14 protein-coding genes are annotated in these 21,659 nt (G+C 58.7%); all 14 read right to left on the bottom strand.

Translation table 11 applies throughout. The features are described 5' to 3' along the window. Positions 1–171 precede the first annotated feature (171 nt). The 14 genes from J4D99_RS09685 to J4D99_RS09620 all read right to left on the bottom strand — a co-directional run bounded on the left by J4D99_RS09685 (position 172) and on the right by J4D99_RS09620 (position 21,572). On the bottom strand, positions 172–903 hold the full coding sequence (locus J4D99_RS09685) for an L-rhamnose mutarotase (protein WP_208131506.1): 732 nt from the start codon (positions 901–903) through the stop codon (positions 172–174). Beyond that, positions 903–3,086 (bottom strand): alpha-L-rhamnosidase-related protein, encoded by a 2,184-nt coding sequence (locus tag J4D99_RS09680; RefSeq protein WP_208131505.1) that lies wholly within the window; start codon positions 3,084–3,086, stop codon positions 903–905. Before J4D99_RS09680 ends, J4D99_RS09685 begins: the two co-directional genes overlap by 1 nt. A 38-nt stretch (positions 3,087–3,124) precedes the next feature. After that, the gene (locus tag J4D99_RS09675) at positions 3,125–5,005 is read right to left on the bottom strand and encodes a right-handed parallel beta-helix repeat-containing protein (protein ID WP_208131504.1); all 1,881 of its coding nucleotides are present in this window, start codon (positions 5,003–5,005) and stop codon (positions 3,125–3,127) included. Positions 5,006–5,151: 146 nt separating this feature from the next. After that, a complete protein-coding gene (locus J4D99_RS09670; RefSeq protein WP_236018604.1) occupies positions 5,152–6,549 on the bottom strand; it encodes an alpha/beta hydrolase family protein in 1,398 nt (465 codons plus the stop codon). A gap of 163 nt (positions 6,550–6,712) precedes the next feature. Beyond that, entirely contained in the window at positions 6,713–7,843 is a 1,131-nt protein-coding gene (locus J4D99_RS09665) for a sialidase family protein (RefSeq protein WP_208131503.1), read from the bottom strand. 26 nt (positions 7,844–7,869) lie between these two features. Then, positions 7,870–9,105 carry a glycoside hydrolase family 88/105 protein gene (locus J4D99_RS09660; RefSeq protein ID WP_208131502.1) on the bottom strand — a complete coding sequence of 412 codons (1,236 nt, stop codon included), beginning with the start codon at positions 9,103–9,105 and terminating at the stop codon, positions 7,870–7,872. 136 nt (positions 9,106–9,241) lie between these two features. Next, positions 9,242–11,998, bottom strand: a complete 2,757-nt coding sequence (locus J4D99_RS09655) for an alpha-L-rhamnosidase (protein ID WP_208131501.1) — start codon at positions 11,996–11,998, stop codon at positions 9,242–9,244. A gap of 220 nt (positions 11,999–12,218) precedes the next feature. Further along, entirely contained in the window at positions 12,219–12,593 is a 375-nt protein-coding gene (locus J4D99_RS09650) for a hypothetical protein (protein WP_208131500.1), read from the bottom strand. Further along, positions 12,583–13,752, bottom strand: a complete 1,170-nt coding sequence (locus tag J4D99_RS09645; RefSeq protein WP_208131499.1) for a hypothetical protein — start codon at positions 13,750–13,752, stop codon at positions 12,583–12,585. The genes J4D99_RS09650 and J4D99_RS09645 overlap by 11 nt, the downstream gene beginning before the upstream one ends. A 106-nt stretch (positions 13,753–13,858) precedes the next feature. After that, positions 13,859–14,983, bottom strand: coding sequence for an acyltransferase family protein (locus J4D99_RS09640; protein WP_236018603.1), 1,125 nt, complete (start codon positions 14,981–14,983; stop codon positions 13,859–13,861). A 1-nt stretch (position 14,984) separates the two neighbouring features. After that, positions 14,985–15,395, bottom strand: coding sequence for a type II toxin-antitoxin system VapC family toxin (locus tag J4D99_RS09635; RefSeq protein ID WP_208131498.1), 411 nt, complete (start codon positions 15,393–15,395; stop codon positions 14,985–14,987). 360 nt (positions 15,396–15,755) lie between these two features. Beyond that, entirely contained in the window at positions 15,756–18,602 is a 2,847-nt protein-coding gene (locus tag J4D99_RS09630; protein WP_208131497.1) for a glycoside hydrolase family 2 protein, read from the bottom strand. Positions 18,603–18,724: 122 nt separating this feature from the next. Next, positions 18,725–20,608 carry a sialidase family protein gene (locus tag J4D99_RS09625; RefSeq protein WP_236018602.1) on the bottom strand — a complete coding sequence of 628 codons (1,884 nt, stop codon included), beginning with the start codon at positions 20,606–20,608 and terminating at the stop codon, positions 18,725–18,727. After that, positions 20,601–21,572, bottom strand: a complete 972-nt coding sequence (locus J4D99_RS09620; RefSeq protein WP_208131496.1) for a glycoside hydrolase family 43 protein — start codon at positions 21,570–21,572, stop codon at positions 20,601–20,603. Before J4D99_RS09620 ends, J4D99_RS09625 begins: the two co-directional genes overlap by 8 nt. Between the last annotated feature and the right edge of the window lie 87 nt (positions 21,573–21,659).

Raw genomic sequence — 21,659 nt, 5'->3', positions numbered from 1 at the left:
TGGGTTCTGAATTATGAGTTAGGAGTCGTTGCTGCTGGTCTCTCGTCCGCCATGCTGGGCGCAACCGAGGTATCTCTCCCGCTTCGTTGCAGTCGGCTGCGCTAGGCGGCCGATAGAGATGCTTCGGCTGCGCTCAGCATGACCATTCGCTTATTTTTTAAAAGGCACCACTTATCCCGCCGCCACTGGCTTCAAAAACACCCACGTCTCGCCGGGCCTGGTGCCGGGCAGGCCCTGCTGGTACTGCTTCATCAGCCGGTTCCAGTCCTCCACGCGCGGATTATGCAGCGTTGTGCGGGGGTTCAGCTCATCAAGGCTCGCGCCGTGCGGAATACTGATAACCAGCATCAGCTGCCGCCCCTGCCGAAACACCAGCAGCTGCTGAAAGCTGGCATTGCAGAAGCCCGTAGCCACTTCGGGCCACTTTTCAAATTGCGTGGCGTGGTAGCGGAGGTACGCGCGTTGCTTGCGTTCGTCGGGCACTAGGTTGGCGGTCAGCAGCACGTTGTCCCAGTGCTTGGCTACGGCTTTATCAGTGCAACGCTGCCGGTCGAATTGGTAGAAAGGCGCGGCGTACAACTGCACCGAGCTGCCGGGATACAGCGCACCCAGGCGCTGCTGCACGGTCTTGATTTTCGGGGCCTGCCCGTAGGCGACCAGATGGTTTTGCCAGTGGTAAACACAGGTGGCGGGCACCTGATATTTCTGACACAGTGCCAGCAGCTTGTCAGCAGCCAGCGGCGTTTTGCCAGTAATTTCCACCACCGACATAGGGCCGGCCGGCTGCGCAACGCTGAGGCGGGCTAGCAGCCCTAGCGCTAGCAGCAGCACCCGGCGGTGCAGACGTAGGCTCCCGCTGAAGCTGGCGGGAGGTTGCGGAGCGTTTCGCAGCGGCTGTTCCATTACAGGGCTTGGTAAGTCACCTGGTACTCGCGGCTAGGGGCTAGCGGCATCTCATACTGGCCGTTGCCTTTAGCCAGAATGCTTGCGCCCTTGCAGCGCGGCTTGGTCTTGCTGCGGAAGCGTAGCGTGCCGCTGCCGCTCGCGCCGCGCACCTTGATTTGCCTGGCGCTGCACGATACCGCAATGTCGCCCTGCGGCGTGGGCACGGTGCCTTCCATCCATTGCAGCCCCCCTAGCGTAGGCGCTACTTCGTAGGTGGCATACCCGGCCGTGAGGGGTTTCACGCCGAGGTAATACTTGCCAAGCAGGTAAATCGGGCTGGCACCCCAGGCGTGGCACAGGCTTTTGCCGAAGGGCCGGCCGTACATGGCGTAGTGCTCGGCGCCCTTCTTGGCGGGGTCGTATTCTTCCCAAAACGAGGTGGCGCCCAGGTCGAGCATCCCGCCCCAATACGACTTCATTTCCTTCAGCACATAGGGCTGCTCGCCCAGCGCGCAGAGCGCTTCCAGCTCGTAGAAGCGCATGTAGGGCGTCGTAATTTTGGGCACCTGCGGGTTCAGCAGCACCGACTGCTTCACTTGCTGCTGCTGCTCGGGGCTCAGGTAGTTGAAGAAGATAGCGAACATGTTGGCATAGCGCGTCACGTTGCTCGTGGGCTGGCCGTTTACCTGGCTGTGCACCAGCGCGCCTTTGCTGGCATTCCAGTAGGTGGCGAAGATTTTGGCGCGCACATCGGCGGCTAGCTTCTGGTAGGTAGCCGCGTCAGGCTGGTCACCTACCAGGTTGGCGCACAACGCCATGCTTTCGAGGCTACGGCAAAAGAGAATTTGCTCGAAGCTGACTTCTCCCTTCTTGCTCAGCCCGTCGGCCCAGTCGATAAATACCCAATCGCCGGCCTGGCCTTCGAGCAGGCCATCGGGGTTGCGGCGGCCTAGCACGTACTGCATCAAGCTCTGCATGCGGGGGTAGAGCTGCTGCACCTGGGTTTTGTCGCCGGTGTACTGGTAGGCATCATACACGCTGATGAACCAGTAAAAACTGTAGTCCATAATCGTGTTGATGTGGCTGGTAACCGAGTCTTTACCACGCAGCGCAAACTGCGTGCGGTTCACAGTCGGCGTGTCGAAATACAAGTAGTAGTTCATCAGGTAGCTCTGATAGGCGTCGCCCGACCAAATCCACCGGTCGCGCTTGATGCCGTCGATGAAAAACTCCCGCGTATTGAGGTGCATGGTGTAGGCCGCCACGTCCCAGATTTTATTGAGCTGGGCATCCGAACAGCGAAATTTGCCCCGCTCGGCTACTGGCGCAAACTCGTAGAGCAGCGACACCGAATCGAGGCGCACGCCCGCCTCCGGCCGGATATTCACGTAGCGAAAGGCCTTCGAGAGACTGGTGGTGCGGTCGCCTTTTTGCGGCTGGTCTACGGGCAGGTATTCCAGCGTTTCGCAGGTTTCAGTGGCTAGGGCCTCTTCCTTCGATTCGCCGAAGTACACTGCCACCTGGCCCTTGCCTTGCAGCCCATGCAGCTTGATGTACCCAAAGGTCTCGCGGCCAAAATCCACCACCATGCCTTGCGCCGTGCGCTCGACGCGGGCGGCCCGGCGCTCCTCCGTCGGCAGCTTATAGGCCGAGGGCCGCGCCTCGGGCGAATCAAAATTCCAGGCGCCTGCCTGGAGCCACGTAGTGCCCGATTGGTCAGAGGTTTTGCCCGAAGCATCAATCCACTCTTTGTCCTCATAGGTCACCAGCCAAGAGCCGTCGGAGGCAATGGTTTTACCCCACACAAACACCGCGGGCGGCGTGGCTTGGTTGTACACTTTGAGGTTAATCCGGTGCTTACCGGCGGGCACTGTCAGGCGCGTGGGCGCACCAGTCAGCGGCTTGCCGTCGAGCTTCACATTGTACTGGCCTTCGGCGCGCAGCTCCACTTCTTCGGGCTGCGCGAGGTCGAAGTCCTTGTGAAAATCGATGAGCACGTAGTGGCTATCCATCCGCCAGAACACCGGAAAGAACGTGCCGCGCTCGGTGCGCCGGTTCTGCATCTGGTTGCCCAGCCAGATTTCATAGTCGCCGGGGTACCAAATCCAAGTGGCCTTTGGGGCGGTTTGGGCGTGGGCTGTCGCAGCGCTGAGCAGCAAGAGCAGCACAGCCACAGCCTGTTTCAGGTAAGGTGTTAGCATCAGGTAGGGTGATGGATTGCCTTGTGGCAGTGACGTTCTTAGTTGGTTTTTGGTATTGCTTTCCGTAAATCCTGATACCCCGCTTCCAGCCCCGCGGCCTGCTTAATGGTCTCGCTTACCATCGGCCCGTTGTTTTTCCACACATTTCCAGGTCCGTTGGCATTGGCCAGGAATTTCTCGGCGGGGCACCAGTTGTCCTGTACCGTGATGTTGGACGAGCCTTCGTCGAGGTAGAGGTAAAACCAATGGTCGGGGTCGTGCACGTAGGGCGCCCGCCCAATTTCGTCGACGCGGTTTTCGCTGATGACCGTGCCCGGCTGGGCGGAGAGCGTATACACGCCCGCCACATCGTAGGTATGCTGAGCGTAGTGATGAATGTAGTTGGCCTGCACGCGATTATCGCGCATGGCATTAGCCGTTTTGGTCCAGCTCCAGCCTAGGCTAATGCCAGTGTAGGGCACTTGCGCCACCTCGTTGTGCTGAATGGTCACGCCGCGTACAAAGCCAGCGCCGATTCCCACCGCGCCCCAGTCCTCGTTGCCGCAATCAGTAACAAGGTTATTTTCTATCGACTCATTGGTGCAGATTTCCCGCTCGTCTTTTGGGTTGTAGGGCAGGTGTGCTTCCACGCTTTCGTCGGAAAACTTGCCCATTTGCAAACCGTTCACGGCCACGTCGCGGAAAGTGCAGCCACTAATAACGTCGTCGTGGGTCCCGCTCTGGTAGTCCAGCCCCGTGGCGCCCATGTGCAGAAACTGGCACCGCTCGAAGCGCGTGTGGTGCGCGCCCTGCACCTCCACCCCAGCCGGCGGCCGGCCAACCCAGGCCTGGTTTTCGAGGCCGGCTTTGCCAGGAGTGCCAGGCTTTACCAGCGAATAACCATCCAGCAGATACATGCCCGCCTGCAGGGGCACGTGGCCCTGCTCCGAGGGCCGCAGCCACGTGGTGTAGGCGAAGGTCAATCCCTTAAACTGAAGGTAGCTAACCGGCTGGTCAAGGGTGCCGTCTACCCGCACTACCGTTTCCAGGGCCGGCACTACTACCTGAGCCGTAGCCAGGTTTTCGCCGGAGCGGGGCCAGTACAGCACTCGCCCGTGGGGAGCGTCGTAAAACCACTCGCCAGGCTGGTCGAGCAGCTCGACCGCATTGGTGAGGTAGAAAGCCGAGCTGCCGTTTTTGCCGTTGATGATGGGCCGCGGCCACGGGTGCTCAAACTGTATGCGGCTTTCGGGCTCCTGAAACGTCACGCGGGCTTTGTCGCCCTGCACGGCCAGGGTTTTCACACGCAGCACGTTTACAGCCCACATCTGGTGCAGCACCATTTCCAGCTGGCTAGGCTGCCGCACGCCGCTAAGCGCGGCAGCCGGCACGGTGGTTTCGCGCTTGTCGGTGTCCCAGGTGAGCAGGCGGGGCAGGTTATCGTTGTTGGGCGTGCGGGCGCGGGTGGCTTTGCGCCCGTTTACCCACAGCTGGCGAAAATTGAGGGCGCGCCCGCCTAGTAGCGGCGCAGCGGCTACCCATACCTGGCCCTGCGCCGCAGCCGGCAAGCCCGCAATTTTACCAACCGCTTTGTGCCAGCCCGTTACCGACACGCCGCCGCTCAGCACCGGCCGCTCGCCAGGCGCGGCGGCTACTACCGTAGGGCTGTCGGCTGTACCCGCGTCTTCGGGCCGGAAAAACCACGTCTCCGCCAGTTGGTACTCGCCGCCCTTCAGCCAGATATGCACACCACCGGCCACCGAGGCATCGTGCAGGCGACGTAAATCACGGGCTTGGCGCAGAGCGGCATTGGGAGTTGCTAACGGTTGCGCTTGGGTACCGGGGTTGTGGTCCGAGCCGGCGGGCGCCACCCAGATGTCGGCGGCGTAGGCTGGCGCAGCGGCGAGCAGGCTGAGGAGTGATAAAAGGCGATAGGCCATACGAGTGGGAAGTAGCGTGGACTTTGTAGTCCGCGCACGAGCGCAGCGAGTATCGTCGGCTGCACTTTAAGTCCTTCAAAACTGACCGCGCAAGCGTCGATACTCGCTGCGCTCGTACACGGACTACAAAGTCCACGCTACATCATTTACCGGGCAGCCGTTAGCTTATTAAACTCCGCCTGCAAGTCCTCGAAGCTGTGCAGCGCATTGGCCGGCAGTCCCTCCCCTTTCGGCCCGAAAACGAGTTGCGCCTCCTGCTTTTCTACCGTCACGTGCGACTCGTCCAGCTTGCCGGCTTTGTCTTCAGCAGCAGCCAAGTTTAGCCCTAGGTATTTGGCCATGAACTCGTACATCGCCTGCCGTTTTGAAGGGCCGTAGTCGTGGACTTCCTTGGGCAGGTGCACGTTTTGCACAAGGTCGGTTTTGCCGTAGTAGCCGTATATTTTTTGGAGGTAGGGGTAGGCGACTTCGGGCGTCTGGGCGGTCCAGTCGCCGCCGTCGGTGATGGCGAGTTGGGGGCGGGGGGCAGCCATGGCGGCGATTTCGGCGTTGTTGGTGCCGTTGCCGCAGAGGTGCACGGGCTGGCCGCTTTCGCAGGGGCAGCCGCCGCTGTGGTAAGTCGAGAGCATCACCACCGGCACGCTCACTTTGATGCGGTCGTCGAGGGCGGTGAGCAGCATGGTTTGGCTACCGCCGCCCGAGCCGCCGGTAATAGCAACGCGGGTTTTATCGGCGTCTTTCAGCGACAGCAGGTAGTCCAGTGTACGCTCGCCGTTCAGGGCCTGCACCGTCATGGCGAGGCTGCGGCGGTGGTCTTCGCCCTTGAATTGCAGCAGCGACTCGCCCCAGGCAAAGAGGTCGTAGCTGTATACCATCGCGCCCATGCGGGCCAGCGTGGCGCAGCGCAATTGCGCATCGGCCCGGTAGCGCCCGTCGCCAAAGTGCCCGTCGGGGCTGATGATAACCGGGATTTTGCCCTTGGCCTTAGTGGGTTTGTAAAGCGAGCCGGTCATGTAGTAGCCCGGTAACGTTTCGATGGCCACGTTCTCCACGGTGTAACCATCAAACTGCCGCTTATTGGTAATGATGGGTTTGCTGGTCGGCTTGGCCGGCATGGGCGACAGCCGTAGCGCCGACCACATGCAGCTACGCAGCTCGGCCTTGCGCTTCTCCCAGGTAGCCGCGTCGTGGTACTGGCTGGCTAGTTGTGCCAGTTGGGCTGCGCCTTCGTCCGGCGTTTTGAGGTGGTATTGGAAGGTTTTGAGCTTATAGGTTTTGTCGCCGGTTTTCGCCGCTTGGTAGTCGAAGGGGGCCAGCACGCTACGCAAGGTTTCGTCTACGTCGGGGCGGAAGCGCCACTCGGCGTAGGTCACGTACTTGTCCTTCACCATGGTCGCGTCGGGCCGGATTTTCACCCCGTAGCGCTGCTGGATTTCCTCCAGCACCTGCTGCAACGGCTCGCGGTACTGGTCGTCGGAGTTTTGCGCCTGGGCGGCGGTGGTGAGGAAAAGTAAACCTAGAAGCAGGCAGAAGAATCTGGACATGGGTGGGAATATGAGCTTGGGCAGAAAAACGGTCATGCTGAGCGAAGTCGAAGCATCTCTACCGCTTCGTTGCTAGCGTCAGAAGTTAGTATGGAGGTAGAGATGCTTCGGCTGCGCTCAGCATGACGGGCGTTTTTAGTTGGCGTTCTGGCTTATCATGCAGTTAATCCTTCGTAATCTCCGCCTCACCCACCGGCGCTGTGTAGCCTTTCATGGCTGGCCACACGCCGTTTTCAATCTTCACCAGCTTCATCTTTTTGGGGTCGAGCACGGCGTGTTTAATGCGCTGGCGGCGCCAGGTGTACACGAAATGCACCAGCCCGTCTTTGGTCTGAATCACCGAGGGGTACGAGTACTGACTGATGGGCGAATCCTCCAAAATAGCCACCGCGTACCACTCTTTGCCGTCCTTTGACACGGCCACGTTCAGCGGCGTGCGGGGCCCTTTGGCGAGGGTGCCGGGGGGTAACACGTGGTTGTACACCAGCAGCTGGCGGCCGTCTTGCAGGGTCACGGCGTCGGTGCCGGAGTTATTGTTGGGCAGGGTGGTTTTAGCGAGGGGCGACCAGGTTTTGCCTTGGTCTGTCGACCACGTTTCGAGGATGGCGCGGTCGCGGCTGCGGCAGAGGGCTTGCAAGCGGCCGTCCTTATAGGTCAGGATACTGGGCTGAATTGCGCCCTGGGTTGCGCCGTTGGGCACGGGCGAGGTTTTGGTCCAGGTCTTGCCAAAATCCGGCGAAGCCTCGAAATGCACCAGCCAGCCGCCGCTGCCCTCGGTACTGGTGGGCGATAGCAAAGTGCCATTTTTGAGCAGCACGGGCTTGTTTTTAACCGGGCCGATGTAGCCTTCCGGCAGCGCCTGGGCCGCCGACCACGTCAGGCCGTTATCCTTGGAGGTGCGCAGCCAGCCCTTCCACTCCGAGGGTTTCGGGCCGATTTTGTAGAACAGCAGCAGCTCGCCGCCGGGGGCCTGGTAGAGCACCGGGTTCCAGGTGGGGTAGCGCAGGGTTTCATTTTGGATGCCGTTGGCCACCTCCACGGGGGCGGTCCAGTGGCCGTTTTCCTGGCGGCTCACCCAGATGCCCACGTCGGGGTTGCGCTCCTTGGTGCCGCCAAACCAGGCGGCCACGAGGCCCTTTGGTGTCTCGGCGATGGTGGCGGCGTGGCTCTCGGGGAAGGGCGCTTTTTCGAAGATGAATTCGTCGGTGACGATGCCCTGTTTCCACGGCTGCGTTTGGGCCGATGCGCCGTGCGCAAGCAGCCCGAGGGCCAGTAGCAAAATGGGGTTTCTCATGGCGGTACGTTGGATGGCCGGAGCCGCTATTTATTGAGTTCGAGGCTGGCCATAATGAACGGCCCTACCCCCTTCAAATCGTTGATTTTGATGCGCTCGCCCACGTAGTATTCGTAGGAGCCGTTGCGCTCGGTGCCGGGCCCGAGGCCGGCTACTTCGCACACTTGCAGCAGGTTTAGCTCGCCGTCGGGCTTCACTTCAATGAGCTTGGACGTGATGCCGTCGAAGCCTTTTTGGGCCACCGGGCGGTACTTCTTGTTGAGGTAGCCCTTGTTCACGCCCTTAGCCAGCGTGTACACAAACATGCCCGAGGCCGACGCCTCCAGGTAGTTGCCGGGCTGGCCGCCCTTGTCCACCACCTGGTACCAGAGGCCGCTGGTGGGGTCCTGGTATTTCTGGATGGCCACGGCCAACTGGTCGAGCACCTGCACCAGCTTAGGGCGGTCGGGGTGCTTGGCGGGGAGGTAGTCGAGCACATCGACCAGCGCCATGCCGTACCAACCGATGGCGCGGCCCCAGAAATTGGGCGACTGGCCGGTTTGGGGGTTGGCCCAAGCTTGCACGTGCTTCTCGTCCCAACCGTGGTAGAGCAGGCCGGTTTTGGGGTCGCGCAGGTGCTTTTCGAGCAAGAGCAGCTGCTTGGCGGCCTCATCAAACCCCGCGGGCTCCTTGAAATACGCCGCGTACTGGGCAACGAATGGGCTAGCCATGTAGGCCCCGTCGAGCCACATCTGGCTGGGGTATTTCTTCTTGTGCCAGTAGCCGCCGTCGCTGGTTTTGGGCTGTTGCTGCAGCTCCGCGTGCAGCTTTTGCAGGGCAATTTTATACTTCTCCTGCTTGGTATCGGTGTAGAGCTGAAACAGGAGCTTGCCCGAGTTGATGTTGTCGAGGCTGTTATCCAGCGCCTTGTAGTCTTTGTTGTGAATCTCACCCTGGGCATCCACCATTTTGTCGCCGTACTGCTGCAAGGCGGTGCGCAGGCGCGGGTCGTGGTTCTGGTGCTCCAGCGCTTCTAGCGCGTGCATCAGCAGCCCCTGGGTGTAGCCCCAGGAGTCACCTAGGGCCGGGTCTTGCAGCCACGGGCTCCGCTTGAGCACCGACAGCGCCATGCGCTCCGACCACTTGGCGGTGGCGGGGATTTGCGCAATGGTGGGCGCTGGGGTTTGGGCCTGGGCGGCGGGTGGGCACGCTAGTAGCGTGGCACCTATCGCTAGGGCCAGGCTGCTGGATTTTAGTTTTTTTACAAAGAGGATTTTATTCATCAACAAAAATTCTTAACAGTCATGCAGAGCGTAGCGAAGCATCTCGCGTGGGGTAGTAATTCAATCGTCGCAACGTCATTAGTTAGCATTGCACGCGAGATGCTTCGCTGCGCTCTGCATGACGTTCTTTTCTATTTTACATCTTCGCCACAAACGCATACTCCCCCGAGCCAACCTCAAACACTGCCCGCGCCCCTTCCATCCGCAAAAACTTCACCCCAGCCGCGCCAGAAGCCTTTTTGCCGCTTTCTGTCACGTCCTTCGCATCCTTGGCCGGCACGTACACCAGCGCCTTGGCATTGCCCGGCACCATGATGTTCCAGGTGAAGCGCTTCGCATCGCGCGTCCAGCTACTGCGCACCAGGCCGCGCACCGAGTTATAAGACGCCTGCACCGAGGTCAGCCCGTCAATCAGGGCGGGCTTCATTTCTATCTCTTGAAAACCCGGCGCGGCCGACTTGATGCCTGCCAGGTTTTCGTAGTCCCAGATGATTAAATCGCCGAGCAGCATCACGTGGTTTTGGGAGTTCATGGCGGGGTCGGCGGTGTTGCCGTTCCAGAGCTCCCAGATGGTGGTGGCGCCGTTGGCGGCCATGTAGCCCCAGCTCGGGTAGTCGCGGTTGGTGGCCAGTTTGTAGGCAATGTCGGGCCGGCCCTCGGCGGTGAGGCCGCGCATGAGCCACTGCGTACCAATGACGCCGGTGCTGATGTGTCCCTTGTTTTCGACCAAAATTTTATCGGCGATGTTCTGGAACACCTTGCCGCGCTCGGCGTCGGGGGTCATGCCGTAGGCCAAGGGTAGCAGATTGGCCGTCACGGTGTTGTTGGCGTACTGTTGGTTTTGGGCGTTCAGGAACTTCTGGTTGAACGCGTCCTTGATTTTGGCACCTAGGGCGGCGTATTCTTGCGCATCGGTGGGCTTGCCGAGCACGGTGGCGAAGCGCTGCATCAGCGTCAGCATATGGTAGTAGGTGCTGGTGGCGATGACCTCGCCGCTGGTGTTGCGGGCGGGGTCCTGCGAGTGAATCAGCTTCTCCGATTCGGGCGGCACGCACCAGTCGCCGTACTTATCCTTGGTCACAAGGTAGCCGGCGGTCATGTAGTTGGCGCGCATGTAGGCGAGCCAGCGGCGCATCGAGTCGTAGTGCTTGGCAATGGGCTGGGCGTCGCCGTACTGCGCATAGAGCATGTCGGCGATGGTGAGGTAGGTGCCGGGCCAGGTCACGTTGTCGCCGTAGTAGCGCCAGAAGGCGGGGGCCACGTCGGGGATGCTGCCGTCGGCTTTTTGGGCCTGGGCAATGTCGTCGAGCCACTTCGCGTACAGCCGCGAGTTGTCAAACACGAAGCTCTCGCCGTAGGCCCCGGTGGTACGGTCGCCGAGCCAGGGCTGCCGCTCGTTGCGCTGCGGGCAGTCGATGGGCATGCCCTTGTAGTTGCTCCGAATGCCCCAGTAGGCGTTCTTATACACCTGGTTGATGGTGGCGTTGGAGGTCGTAAACTCGCCCGTCGTGGCTAGGTCGTCGTACACCACGCGGCCGTCGAAATCGGCCAGCGTGGGCGTGCCGGGGTAGCCGCTGATTTCGACGTAGCGGAAGCCGTGGTACACAAACGTGGGCTCCCAGGTTTCGCGGGTGCCGCCGCGCAGCGTGTACACGTCGGTCACGCGGGCATCGCGCAGGTTGGCCACGTACAGCTCGCCGGTTTTTTGCAGCGTCTCGGCAAAGCGTAGCGTGATTTTCTGGCCCCTAGGTCCCGTGGCGCGCAGCCGCAGCCAGCCCGCCATGTTCTGGCCCATGTCGAGGACGAACTTGCCGCCCACTAGCGGCTTGAGGGCCACCGGCTTCAGGGTTTCCATCACCTTCATGTTCTCGTTCATCTGGGCCTCGAAGGCGCCGCCGGGCTCCTGCACCAGCTCGGCCTTGCCCCACTTTTGGGCGTCGAAGCCAGCGGTGCTCCAGCCGGGCATTTCCTTGGTGGCGTCGTATTCTTCGCCGTCGTACTCGTTGTTGGCCCGGATGGGGCCGTCGGCCGTGGCCTGCCAGGTTTCGTCGGTTTTCACGACCTCGTGGCTGCCGTCGGCGTAGGTCAAATCTAGCTGCATCAGCAGCTTGGGATAGCCGAAGGTCTTGATTTTATACGGCTTGTAGTGCTGCCGCATGGCGTAGAAGCGGCCGTTGCCGAGCACGGTACCTAGGGCGTTGGCGCCCGGCCGCAGCAGGCGCGTCACGTCGAAGGTGTTGTACTTCACGCCCTGGGTGTAGTCGGTGGGGCCGGGCGCCAGCACCTGGTCGCCCACGCGCTGGCCGTTCACATACAGCTCGTACAGCCCCAGCCCGATGATGGACGCCGTGGCCCGCGTCACGGCCTTCGCGGCCTTGAACTCCTTGCGGAAATAGCGGGCCGACAGCCGGGCGTGGGTCGTCTCATCGTCCCACGGAAAGGCGCGGTCCAGCCCAATCCAGCGGCCTTTCCAGTCGAGGTAGTTCAGCAGGCCCATGCTCCACTGCGCCGGCGCGCTCCAGGCGGTTTCGCCCTGGCTGGTCCAGGTGCGCACCTTCCAGTAGCAGCGCGCTTGGCTGCGCAGCGGCGCGCCCCCGTAGCCCACGTGCACCGACTGCGCCGCGGCCACCTTGCCCGAGTTCCACAAGTCGCCCTCGTCGGCGGCCAGCTTCTCGGGCGTGGAGGCCACCAGCACCTGGTAGGCCGTTTGGGTGAGGCCGCGCGCCGGCCCGCTCAGCTCCCAGCTCAGGCGCGGGGCGGTGGCGTCGATGCCTTCGGGGTTGGTTAGCAGTTCGCAGCGCAGCCGCTGAAGCTGCACAGCAGCAGGCGGCGCGGCCCGCAAGGCCGTGAGCGACAAACAAGTAAGTAGCAGAAACAGAAGTCGGGCAGTCATAGTCGGAGTCTTCCCCCTACGCCCGCCCTAAGGTAGAGCAAGCGTCTCGGCCACCGGGCCGGCTGGGGGTGCGCGGGTCGCAGTTCGGCACCCACATAGTTCGGACTTTTTTGCTTCCCGTTATTCTAGGATGTTAGCACGAATCTGGTCGATTTGTGCATGGTGTGGGGAGGATGGTGGAATGGGTGATTAGATTTTCAATACAGAATAAAATGAACTTCTACTTCCAGAACAAAACCACAAGCGCACCTATTAACACAATACCTGAAATTATCAAAACAGGTATTATGAGCTTTAAATCTCCACCCTTCATTTCTATTTCAAAAGTTCCAGACCCTGTTTTAATTGTCTGCTTGGATTTCACATACATACCCTTTTTAGTAAGAGCTGCTAATTCTCCAAGTATGAAAATTAAATCATGTTGAGCAATATGACTCTGAGTGATTTTCTCCAAAACACTTTTCCTAACCTCAACATCATCGGAAGCAACACGCAAAGAAAGGTCATGCCTATCCTGCTCCGTCAGATTCGGAATCTTAGTTATAATATCAATCATCTTGACATTATCAAGTCTTGAAAGTTGACTACCTTCCATGTATTTTAAGCTCTTTTTTAAGTGATTTAAATTGCTTAATCTCTGACCTTATAAGATTATATATCATCACTCCTAAGAAAATTCCAAAATAGAACAACAGAGCCAATAAATTATATTTAATAACAAAAAAAATAGCCCCTATCACACAAGCAATGTAAAGAAAAACCCTTAAAAACAAAAACAATATTGATGTTTTTATCATTGCCAAGGGCTTCAACTGCACTTTAATTTGAAGCTTTCCGCCTTCGCCTTGAAACACAGAGGCCATTTCTATCTCGTAATCACTGCCTAAGAGCTCTTCATAATTTTTAATAAGCACCTGTACATCATTCGAATTTAGAAAGGAATCCCCTATAGCTTGCTTTACTTCCTTCTGAATTCCTACTAGCTCATAGGCCAAATATTTGTCAGCATACATTTTAAATCTACCATCAACTTCAATATCATGTATATTTAATTTGAAATTATCTATTTCATAAGAATCAACTTTAGCAAAATCAATAACTATATTACAAAAAGCGATGTAATACTTAGCCGAAAAAACCCCTATTTTAAATTTGCTCATATATGGCAGGAACACTTCTATATCCCTTTTTATCTGAGCAAACGCTTTTTCAAGTTTTATCTCAAGAATGTATTTACACACCTCGATTACCTCTATTTTCTCTTCTTCAGTGAGCACATTAAATCTAAATCTATTTATTTTTAACTCTTGTATTCTATCGTACTCCTGTTGGAAAACACGAGAAATATCCTGCAAATTTGTTGAGCTATTATAGTTTTTATAAATTGTTTTTTGAGATACTTGAAATGACTTTATAGATTCCTTAATTGAATACACGAAATCATGAATACCCAATTTATGCTTAGCTTGGTCATTTAATAACTTTGGCATCATTGCCAGAATTCTCCCTCTTATCAAATCAGTTAAATGATAGTTTCCGTTTGCCCATTCCAAATACTTGCTTTTCAGGTACCCCAGTGAACGGTTTCCATAAATACTTCTGTAAGAATCCAATATATTTTCTTTTGTCTCGCAATCAGCCACAAAGAACTCTTGCAGTAAGAACTGATTGTAGTCTAAGTATCCATCAGTAAAATCTATTTCTTTTTTGTAGAAATAGATTTTAGAAGAATAAGACCTGTATCTTCGACGCATTTTTAGAACTAAGACATTTAGGGAGACAAATATAATCTTAGTGATTCTTGCTAATTACTGCATTCATGTTTTACACTAGAAAACTCATGAATCTATTGAATCATTATCACCAATTTTTAATCAACACCTTCTTCCTCAACCACTCCCGCACCGGCTCATCGTAGAACTTCAAGCAAACATAAGCAAGAATCACCGCCGCCAGATAGACCAGCGCTGCCACGGGCAAGCCCTCGCGCAAGGACACTTTATGGGTCGCCACCCAGGCCGTGTAGGTGTAAATGAGCGGGTAGTGCGTGATGTAAATCGGATACGAAATATCACCTAGGAAGCGGCACAGCCGCTGGGCCGCACCCGAGCGCACCGCTCCGCTGGCCCCGAAGAAGATGATAGCGGGGAAGACGAAAATGATGCAGAGCGCATCGTAGAGCCCATTTTGCCACAGCTGCGCGGGGCTGCCGATGCGGGGCATGGCCAGCACCACTACCACCGCCAGGCTGCACCACCAGAAGGCATTTTGCACCGGCCGCAGCCGCGCCAGCCGAAACAGCAGCAGCCCCGCAAAAAACGGGTACGTCATGCGGGCGAAGCCGATGTGCAGCTGCTCGGGCTCCAGCGACCAGCCCCCAATGACATCGCCCTGGGGACTGGTGAGGCCCAGGTGCAGCAGCGCCCCCGCCGCCAGCACCACCAAGATGCCCAGCGCCAGGTTGGAGAAGCGGCGCACCATCGTCGCGTACAGCACGTTGGCCACGTACTCGAAAAACAGCGACCAGCCCGGCCCGTTGAGCGGAAAGGTTTCGTGCCAGCCCCGCACGTCGAGCGACACCGGCACCGGCACCATAAAGCAGCCGATGAGCATCACGAGCAGCACCTTCCACACCGGCGTCTGGCCGATGATGGGGAACAGCGCCGACGCCTGGAAGTAGTACATTCCCGCCCCTATCACCATGCCCAGCACCACCATGGGTTGCAGCCGCACCAGCCGCCGCTTGAAGAAACCGCCCACCGTGAGGCGCCCCCACCGGTCGTCGTAGGCGTAGCCAATCACGAAGCCCGACAGCAAAAAGAAGAAATCCACCGCCAGGTAGCCGTGGTTTATCACCTGGTCGAGGTGGCTGGTAGCGTGGGCCTCGCACAAGTGAAAGGCCACTACTATAAGGGCCGCCACGCCCCGCAGGCCGTCGAGGATGGGGTAATGGGGTTTGGTGGGTAGCGGGGTGGGCTGCATCATCTTATACAGGCTCTGCCATCGTCCAGTCCTGCAGATTTATACTGGCTAGCCGGCTCATATGCTTTTGATTATTGGACACCAACGTCATGTTGTTAACAATGGCCGTCGCGCCAATCAGGATATCAAAATCATCGAGCATCAGCCCTTGCCGGCGTAACCGAGCCTTTTCGGCCGCATACACATCGAGCGCATCGTAAACGGGAATAACGGCAAATTTGGGAATGAATGCCTCCACAATTGGCCGCATTGATTCCGGTGTTTTGCTGTTCTCAACGCCGTATTTGAGTTCTGCCACCGTCATTTCAGAGATGAAGCAGTTTGTTGGCCCAACTGCTTCAATCTTGCGGTTGAGCTCATACAAGCCCTTGATGAAGTAGATGCAGATGTTCGTATCAAGCAAGTACGTTTTCAAAGCGGCTCAATGTCTCGGGTGGAAACTCTGGAATTCCGAATAGCGGCTATTAATTCCTCTGCTGTTTCCTCGCCTTTATAGGCTCCGAAAAGGGATTCCAAACTTGGATATACTGGTTCCTGATGCTGCTTAAGCGATTGCGAAAGCCGCGAAATGAGGTCTAGCTTGCTATCAGCGCTTAGGTTGCTTAGTACCCCGTAGTAGTAGTCGGCAACGCTGGTATGTGGGGTTATAGGTTGCATATCAGGCAAACTTAGGGCGAGGGAAATTTCCTTGTGTCCGATTAACGAAGCTACGAAAAAGGCGGTCATGCTGAGCGCAGCCGAAGCATGACCGCCTAGAAAGGTTTTCTGGTCCTTCCTACTTCTTCCCCACAGTCTTTGGCGCAGGCGCCCCATCTCCCGAGAAATCGAAGTACAGCGTGATTTCCTTGGCGTAGGACGGGTCTTTGCTGTAGTCGTAGTACATGTTGGTTTTGCCCATGGGGCCCATGTTTTCGGCTTTTTGCGACTTGGTGCCGATGGGCGTGATGCCGTGCATAAACGAGAGGTTGCCGCTGGGGAAGGCCGGGGCCGTGTTGTAGGGCTTGGCGGCGAAGCGGGGCGTGAAGAGGCGCAGGTACACGTCTTCCTGGTCGCAGATGATGGTGAGGGGCTGGCCGGTGGTTTGGAGCGTGAGCCAGTAGAAGTTGGAGTAGTAGCCCTTGAACTCGGGGTAGAGCGGGCTCTTGGTGCCGTCGGGCTCGCCAGTGCTGGTGTTGTTGTAGGCCTTGGTCCACACGCCTAGGTTGGTGCCTTTCAGGCGGTCTTTCCAGACGCGGTAGGGGCCATCGCCGCGCCACTGGATGCCGCGCACTTCCTTTTCGGGGTAATTGAAGCTGAGGCCGGCCAGGGCAAAATCGTAGTCTTTGGGAAAGTACTTGGCCGTCATGCGGACCCAGCCGGAGGGGTACACCGTCCATTGCAGCGACTGGTAGCGGCTGGCCTTGCCGAAGGTGGCGTCGATGACCACGTTGGCACCGTCCTGGTGCTGCTTGAGGCCTTCGAAGGCGGTTTCGCCTTCGGCCAGCACGGGGCCGTTGGTGAGCGGAATGAGGCCCTTGGCGTTGCGCACCTGGCGCAGCAGGCCGGTTTTGCGGCTGAAGGTGAGCGTGACGCCGTGGGCGCTGGCGGTGTAGAGCGAGTCGGTTTCGGTGATGGTGGCCGAGCCGGAGCCGGTCGCAGGCACCAGCCGCTGGGCCACCTGCGCGGGGCGGGCAATAGGCCAGCTCCAGGTGTAGATTTCGCGGCCACTAGGGTCGGTGGCAGTCACGTAGAGCACGTCGGCCTGCTGCCAGTCGGCGGGCAGCGCCAGCTTGAGCGGGCCGTACTCGGTGGGCGCAATGCTGGGCGCGTCGATGGTGCCGGTGCGCGGGGCGGGCGCGGCGGCGCTGCCGGGCATGGGCAGTTGGGCCAGCTTCCAGGTGAATTTGCAGGCGCTTAGGTTGGTGTAGATGAAGCGGTTTTGGATGCGGAAGGCGCCGTCGAAGGCGGGCGTGATTTCGCGGCGCTCGAAGAATACGGGGCTCCACACTTCCTTGATGGTGAAGTAGCTCCCCTCCTTTTCGCGGTACGGGCCCACAATGCCATCGGGGCCGTGGTCGCCGTCGGTGTCGAGGATACCGCCTTTGTCGGTGCGCACCACGGCGGCGTCGGAGAAGTCCCAGAGGAAGCCGCCGGCCGAGAGCGGCTCGCGCCACATTTGCTCCCAGTAATCTTCGAGGCCCGCGCCGTGGCCGCCGTCGTAGAGGCCGTGCAGAAACTCGGTGGGAAACACGATGTTGTGGCCGTGCAGATGGGTGCCGTTGCCGTAGTCGTAGTTGATGTAGTGCTGGGTATCGGTGCCGCGGAATACCTGCCAGGCGTGCACCACGGGTCGCTTTTGCAGGTCCATGCGGTCGAGCACGGGGTCGAGGTCGAAGTTGTGGCCGCCCTCATTACCGTTTATCCAGCCGATGATGCTGGGGTGGGCTTCGTCCTTGGACACCATTTCCTCTACCAGTTTGGTGCCGGTGGGCGTGTTGTAGGCGGCGTGCCAGCCGGCTACCTCATCAAACACAAACAGACCTAGGGAGTCGCAGGCGGCCAGGAAATGGTCGTCGGGGGGGTAGTGCGACATGCGCACGGCGTTCATGTTCATGTCCTTCATCAGGTTCACGTCCATGATGCTGAGCGCTTTGCTGGTAGCGCGTCCTGAGCTGGGCCAGAATGAGTGTCGGCACACGCCCTTGAATTTGACCTTCACGCCATTGACGAAGTAGCCCTCGCGCTCGCGCAGCTCCACAGTGCGGAAGCCAAAACGCTGGTTGAGTGTATGCACGTCCCTACCACCCTGCCGCAGCGTGAGCGCTAGGCGGTAGCGGTTGGGGGTTTCGGGCGTCCAGAGCTGGGCGTTGGGCACGGTTGTTTGGAGCTGCGCGGGGCTGCCCGCCGCCACGGCGACTCGGAACTCGCCACCTACTTTTTGCCCAGCTAGGGTATAGAGTTGACCCACCACCTCATCGGCCGCGCCGCCCGTGTAGACGCTAGCCTTTAGAGAGCCGTCGGCCCGCGCATCCAGCGCCACGCGGCTGATATGACTTGCCGGCAGCGTCTCCAAAAACACCGGCCGGAAGATGCCGCCGAAAATCCAGAAGTCGCCGCGCCGCTCGGCACCGTTCACCGACTCGTTGGCCGAGTGCTTGGCCACAGTGGCTTCGAGCAGGTTGGTTTTGCCGTATTTCAACAGCTTCGAGATGTCGTAGCGGAAGCGGTAGTACGAGCCCTGGTGCACGGGGCCAGCCGACTGACCGTTGATTTTGACTTCGGTATCGGTCATGGCGCCATCGAAAACGATGTTCACGACCTTACCCTGCCAGCTGGCCGGCACCTTGAATTGGTACTTGTAAAGACCCTTTTCCTTGCCGCGGGCGGTGTCTTTATCGTGCCCGTAGTTGTACTTGCCAAAGCCTTGCAGCTCCCAGTTCGAGGGCACCGGGATGGTGGTCCACTTGCCCGAATTGCGACCGGCGGTGCAGTAAAACTGCCACTTCACGGTGTGGTCTTTGTCGGGGCCGGAGAGGAGCTGCGTTTCGGTGCGCTGGCCGTGGGCTTGCGTGAAGGCGAGCAGCAAAAGCAGCAGCGCGGCAACGTTGGAGAAGCTGGAGCTCTTGAGTAATCGAGAAGGCATAGACGAGTCAGAAAGACGTTCGTCATGCTAAGCTTGCCGGAGTATCTCTACTGGTTAGTACCCCTAGCGGCGCAGTAGAGATGCTTCGGCAAGCTTAGCATGACGTTCTCATGGGTAGTAGTTTAATTAAGGCCTAGCCCTTTTGCAGCTTCAGGCGCGGAAGTCTTCAGCGACTTTAGGTAGAACACCGCCAGCGGCTCGGAATCCCCCGCTTTCGGCAAGTCATAGTCTTGGTCGGCGGGGGTGTCGGGGGTAGGGAAATGGCGGGCTTCGCCGGTGCGGAACATGATGCGCTCGAACGAGGCAACCGGCGCGTAGAAGATGTAAGTGCCGGCTTGCTTGCCATTGATAGCCACGGTATAGGAGCGGGTATCAGCGTCGAGCGCCACGCGCACGTCGTACTGCTGGCCGGCCACGTACTTGGTCATGTTCTTGAACCGGGCGCCAGCTTTGTTGCGGAAGTTGCCCTCGGCGTCGAAGGTGAGCTGCACGGCTGGGGAGCCTTTGGTGTCCTGAAACTCGATTTGCAGCTCGCCCTTGTCGTTTTGGGCAGGAATTACTGAGAACTCGGCTACTACTTTCTTGGCTTCGGGAATGATGCGCTCGGCTTTGGCGTAGTCAAACTTGTCGGCGTCTTGGAAAACTAGGCCTTTGGTACCATCGGGTAGCTTACCGATTTCGACGGGCGCCTGTACCAGGCTATAGGTGTTCCAATTGGCTAGCTCCTGGCCGGCGGGCAGCTGGGCAAACACGTCGTTGGCTGGCTCGGTGGCGGTGGCACGCACGGGCACGGGCACTGAGGCAATCCAGAGGTCCTCCTTGTTCACGCTGTAGGTTACCCAGAGGTTTTTATCGGGCGGAATGCCGTCGCCTTCCTGGATGCCGCGCACGTACTGCGGGCCGTAGCTCTTGTAGGCACCGCCGTAGCGCATGGGCGTGATTTCGCCGTGCACCAGCCACAAATCGGTGTAGTTGAGGCCGTCGGCGCTGGTCGAAATGCCCAGCGGCCAGCGAAATTCCGAGGGGTTATATACCGTGGCGTAGTGACCATCAGAGGTGCGCTGACCCCAGATTTTGGCGTTGCTGTTTACGAAGTGCGGCGCGCGAATGACTGGGTTGGGCCAGGTTTTGCCGCCGTCGGGGCTGATGGTGGTGAGGGCGTGCTTCCAGAGGCCTACCACTCGCTTACCATCGGGCAAATGGTAGTAGCTGAAGGCTTTGTAATCCTTCTGAATCGGAATCAAGGGGTCTTTGCGGTCCTGCTCTTCCACCATCTGCTGCATCATGAGCGGGTTGGCCAGGATTTCCTCGCAGGCGGCTACGAAGCCTTTGTCCTTACTGCTAGTATAGAAGGGGTAGGACGACTTCGACTTATCCCACGACGTGTTATTCCGTAGAAAGTAAATCGGCCCAAACTTGCCATTGGGCAGCACCTCGCGCACCACCCGGCCGATGCCGTGGCCATCGTTGGGGTCGTCGTGCGGCTCGATGACGATGCCGTAATAGCCGAGCGTGAGCAGGCGGCCCTTCTTCGAGGTATAGAAGCCGATGCGCTGGTGCATCACGGCATAGAGGTCCTTGGCGACTTTGCCGGGGTGGCCTTCCTTGGTGGTGCCGTCGGGGATTTTGTAGGGCGGGAAAATCACCGTAGGATTGGTCCACGCCTTGCCATCCTTGGAGGTCATCAGCAGGGTGCGGCCGGGCGGCACGTGCTCGCCCACTGGGTTACTGAGGTATTGCAGGTAAAACTGGTTTTGCCAGTAGGCCAGCATGGGGGCGTGGTTGTAGGTCCAGCCCTCGCCGTTGGCGGCGTCGGGGTGCTCGCGGTTGGCGCGCAGCACTTGCCGGCAGTGCGTGCCGATGGCCGGGCGCAGCTGGCCGTGGTGGTAGTCCACGTTGCTGAGCGTGGTGCCGGTGTAGTGGACTGTTTCGGCCGATTGGGCCAGCGCTAGGCCTGGCAGCCCAAGCACTGCGGTGCCGGCAAGAAAATGTCGGAGCTTAGTCATGAGTGGCGCGGCTTGAAGTGGTAACGGCCGCCGTATTAGCGGCCACGGCTTGAAGTTTCTTCAGCACCTTGCGGGGCACTGCGATGATGGTGCCGTGCTTGTGCCCCACCGGCACGCTGGTTTGGGCCGACACGTCGGTGAAGGTTTTGAAGTCGCTGGTTTTCACGGCGCCGTACTTGTGCTCGCGGTAGGCATCGTAGTAAATCAGCCATTGGTTATGCGGCAATTTTGCTACGCTAGGGCCTTCCGTGAAATTGGCGGTGAAGGGCTTCGACACGTTCAAAAAAGGCCCTAGCGCTGTTGGCCCAAAAGCTACTTTAATATCGCGCTCGGGCCGGGTGTTGTCTTTCACTACCAGCACGTAATCATCTTTCCCGCGCCGCAGCACCTCCGAGTCGATGGCGCTGAAGCCAGGGTCGAGGTAAAGCTTGGCGGGCGTGAAGGTCTGGAAATCGGTAGTCGTGGTGTAGTAGAGGCGGTGGTTATTATCCTCGTCCTCCTGGCCTTTGGGGAAGCGAAACGGGATGGTGCTGGCCCACACAATGAGGTATTGCTGGGTGCCTTTATCGTAGAAAATTTCGGGCGCCCACACGTTCACGGTAGTCGGCTCCTGGCTCATCACGTCGATGAAGCGCTGCTCCGACCAGTGCACCAAATCTTTGGAGCTGGCGTAGCCAAAGCCCTTGTCGCCCTTCCAGCCGCAGGTCCAGACGAGGTGGTAGGTGCCATCCGGCCCTTGCGTAATGCTGGGGTCGCGCATCAGCTTGGCTGGGCCGACCTGCGGCGTCAGAAACGAGCGGCCCAAGTCCTGCCACTTGTAGCCATCGTAGCTGTAGAGCAGGTGCAGCCCATCGGTGGCCGGCTCGCGAAACGACGTGAACAGGTAGGCGTCTTTCGCGCAGGACGTCAGGAGCACTACGGCTAGCAGTGGGGTGAAGGAGCGCAGAAGGTGACTTTTAATCATTAAAGGAATCCGGTGAACGTCATGCTCATCTGGCGTCCGCTTGTCGAAGCATCTCTATCACGCCGCTAGGGTCGTTCGGTAGAGATG

It is taken from the genome of Hymenobacter sp. BT559 (assembly GCF_017571525.1).
Lineage (GTDB): Bacteria > Bacteroidota > Bacteroidia > Cytophagales > Hymenobacteraceae > Hymenobacter > Hymenobacter ginsengisoli.
The sequence above is the reverse complement of the archived record's forward strand: the minus strand, read 5'-3'. Positions and strand labels throughout refer to the sequence as shown.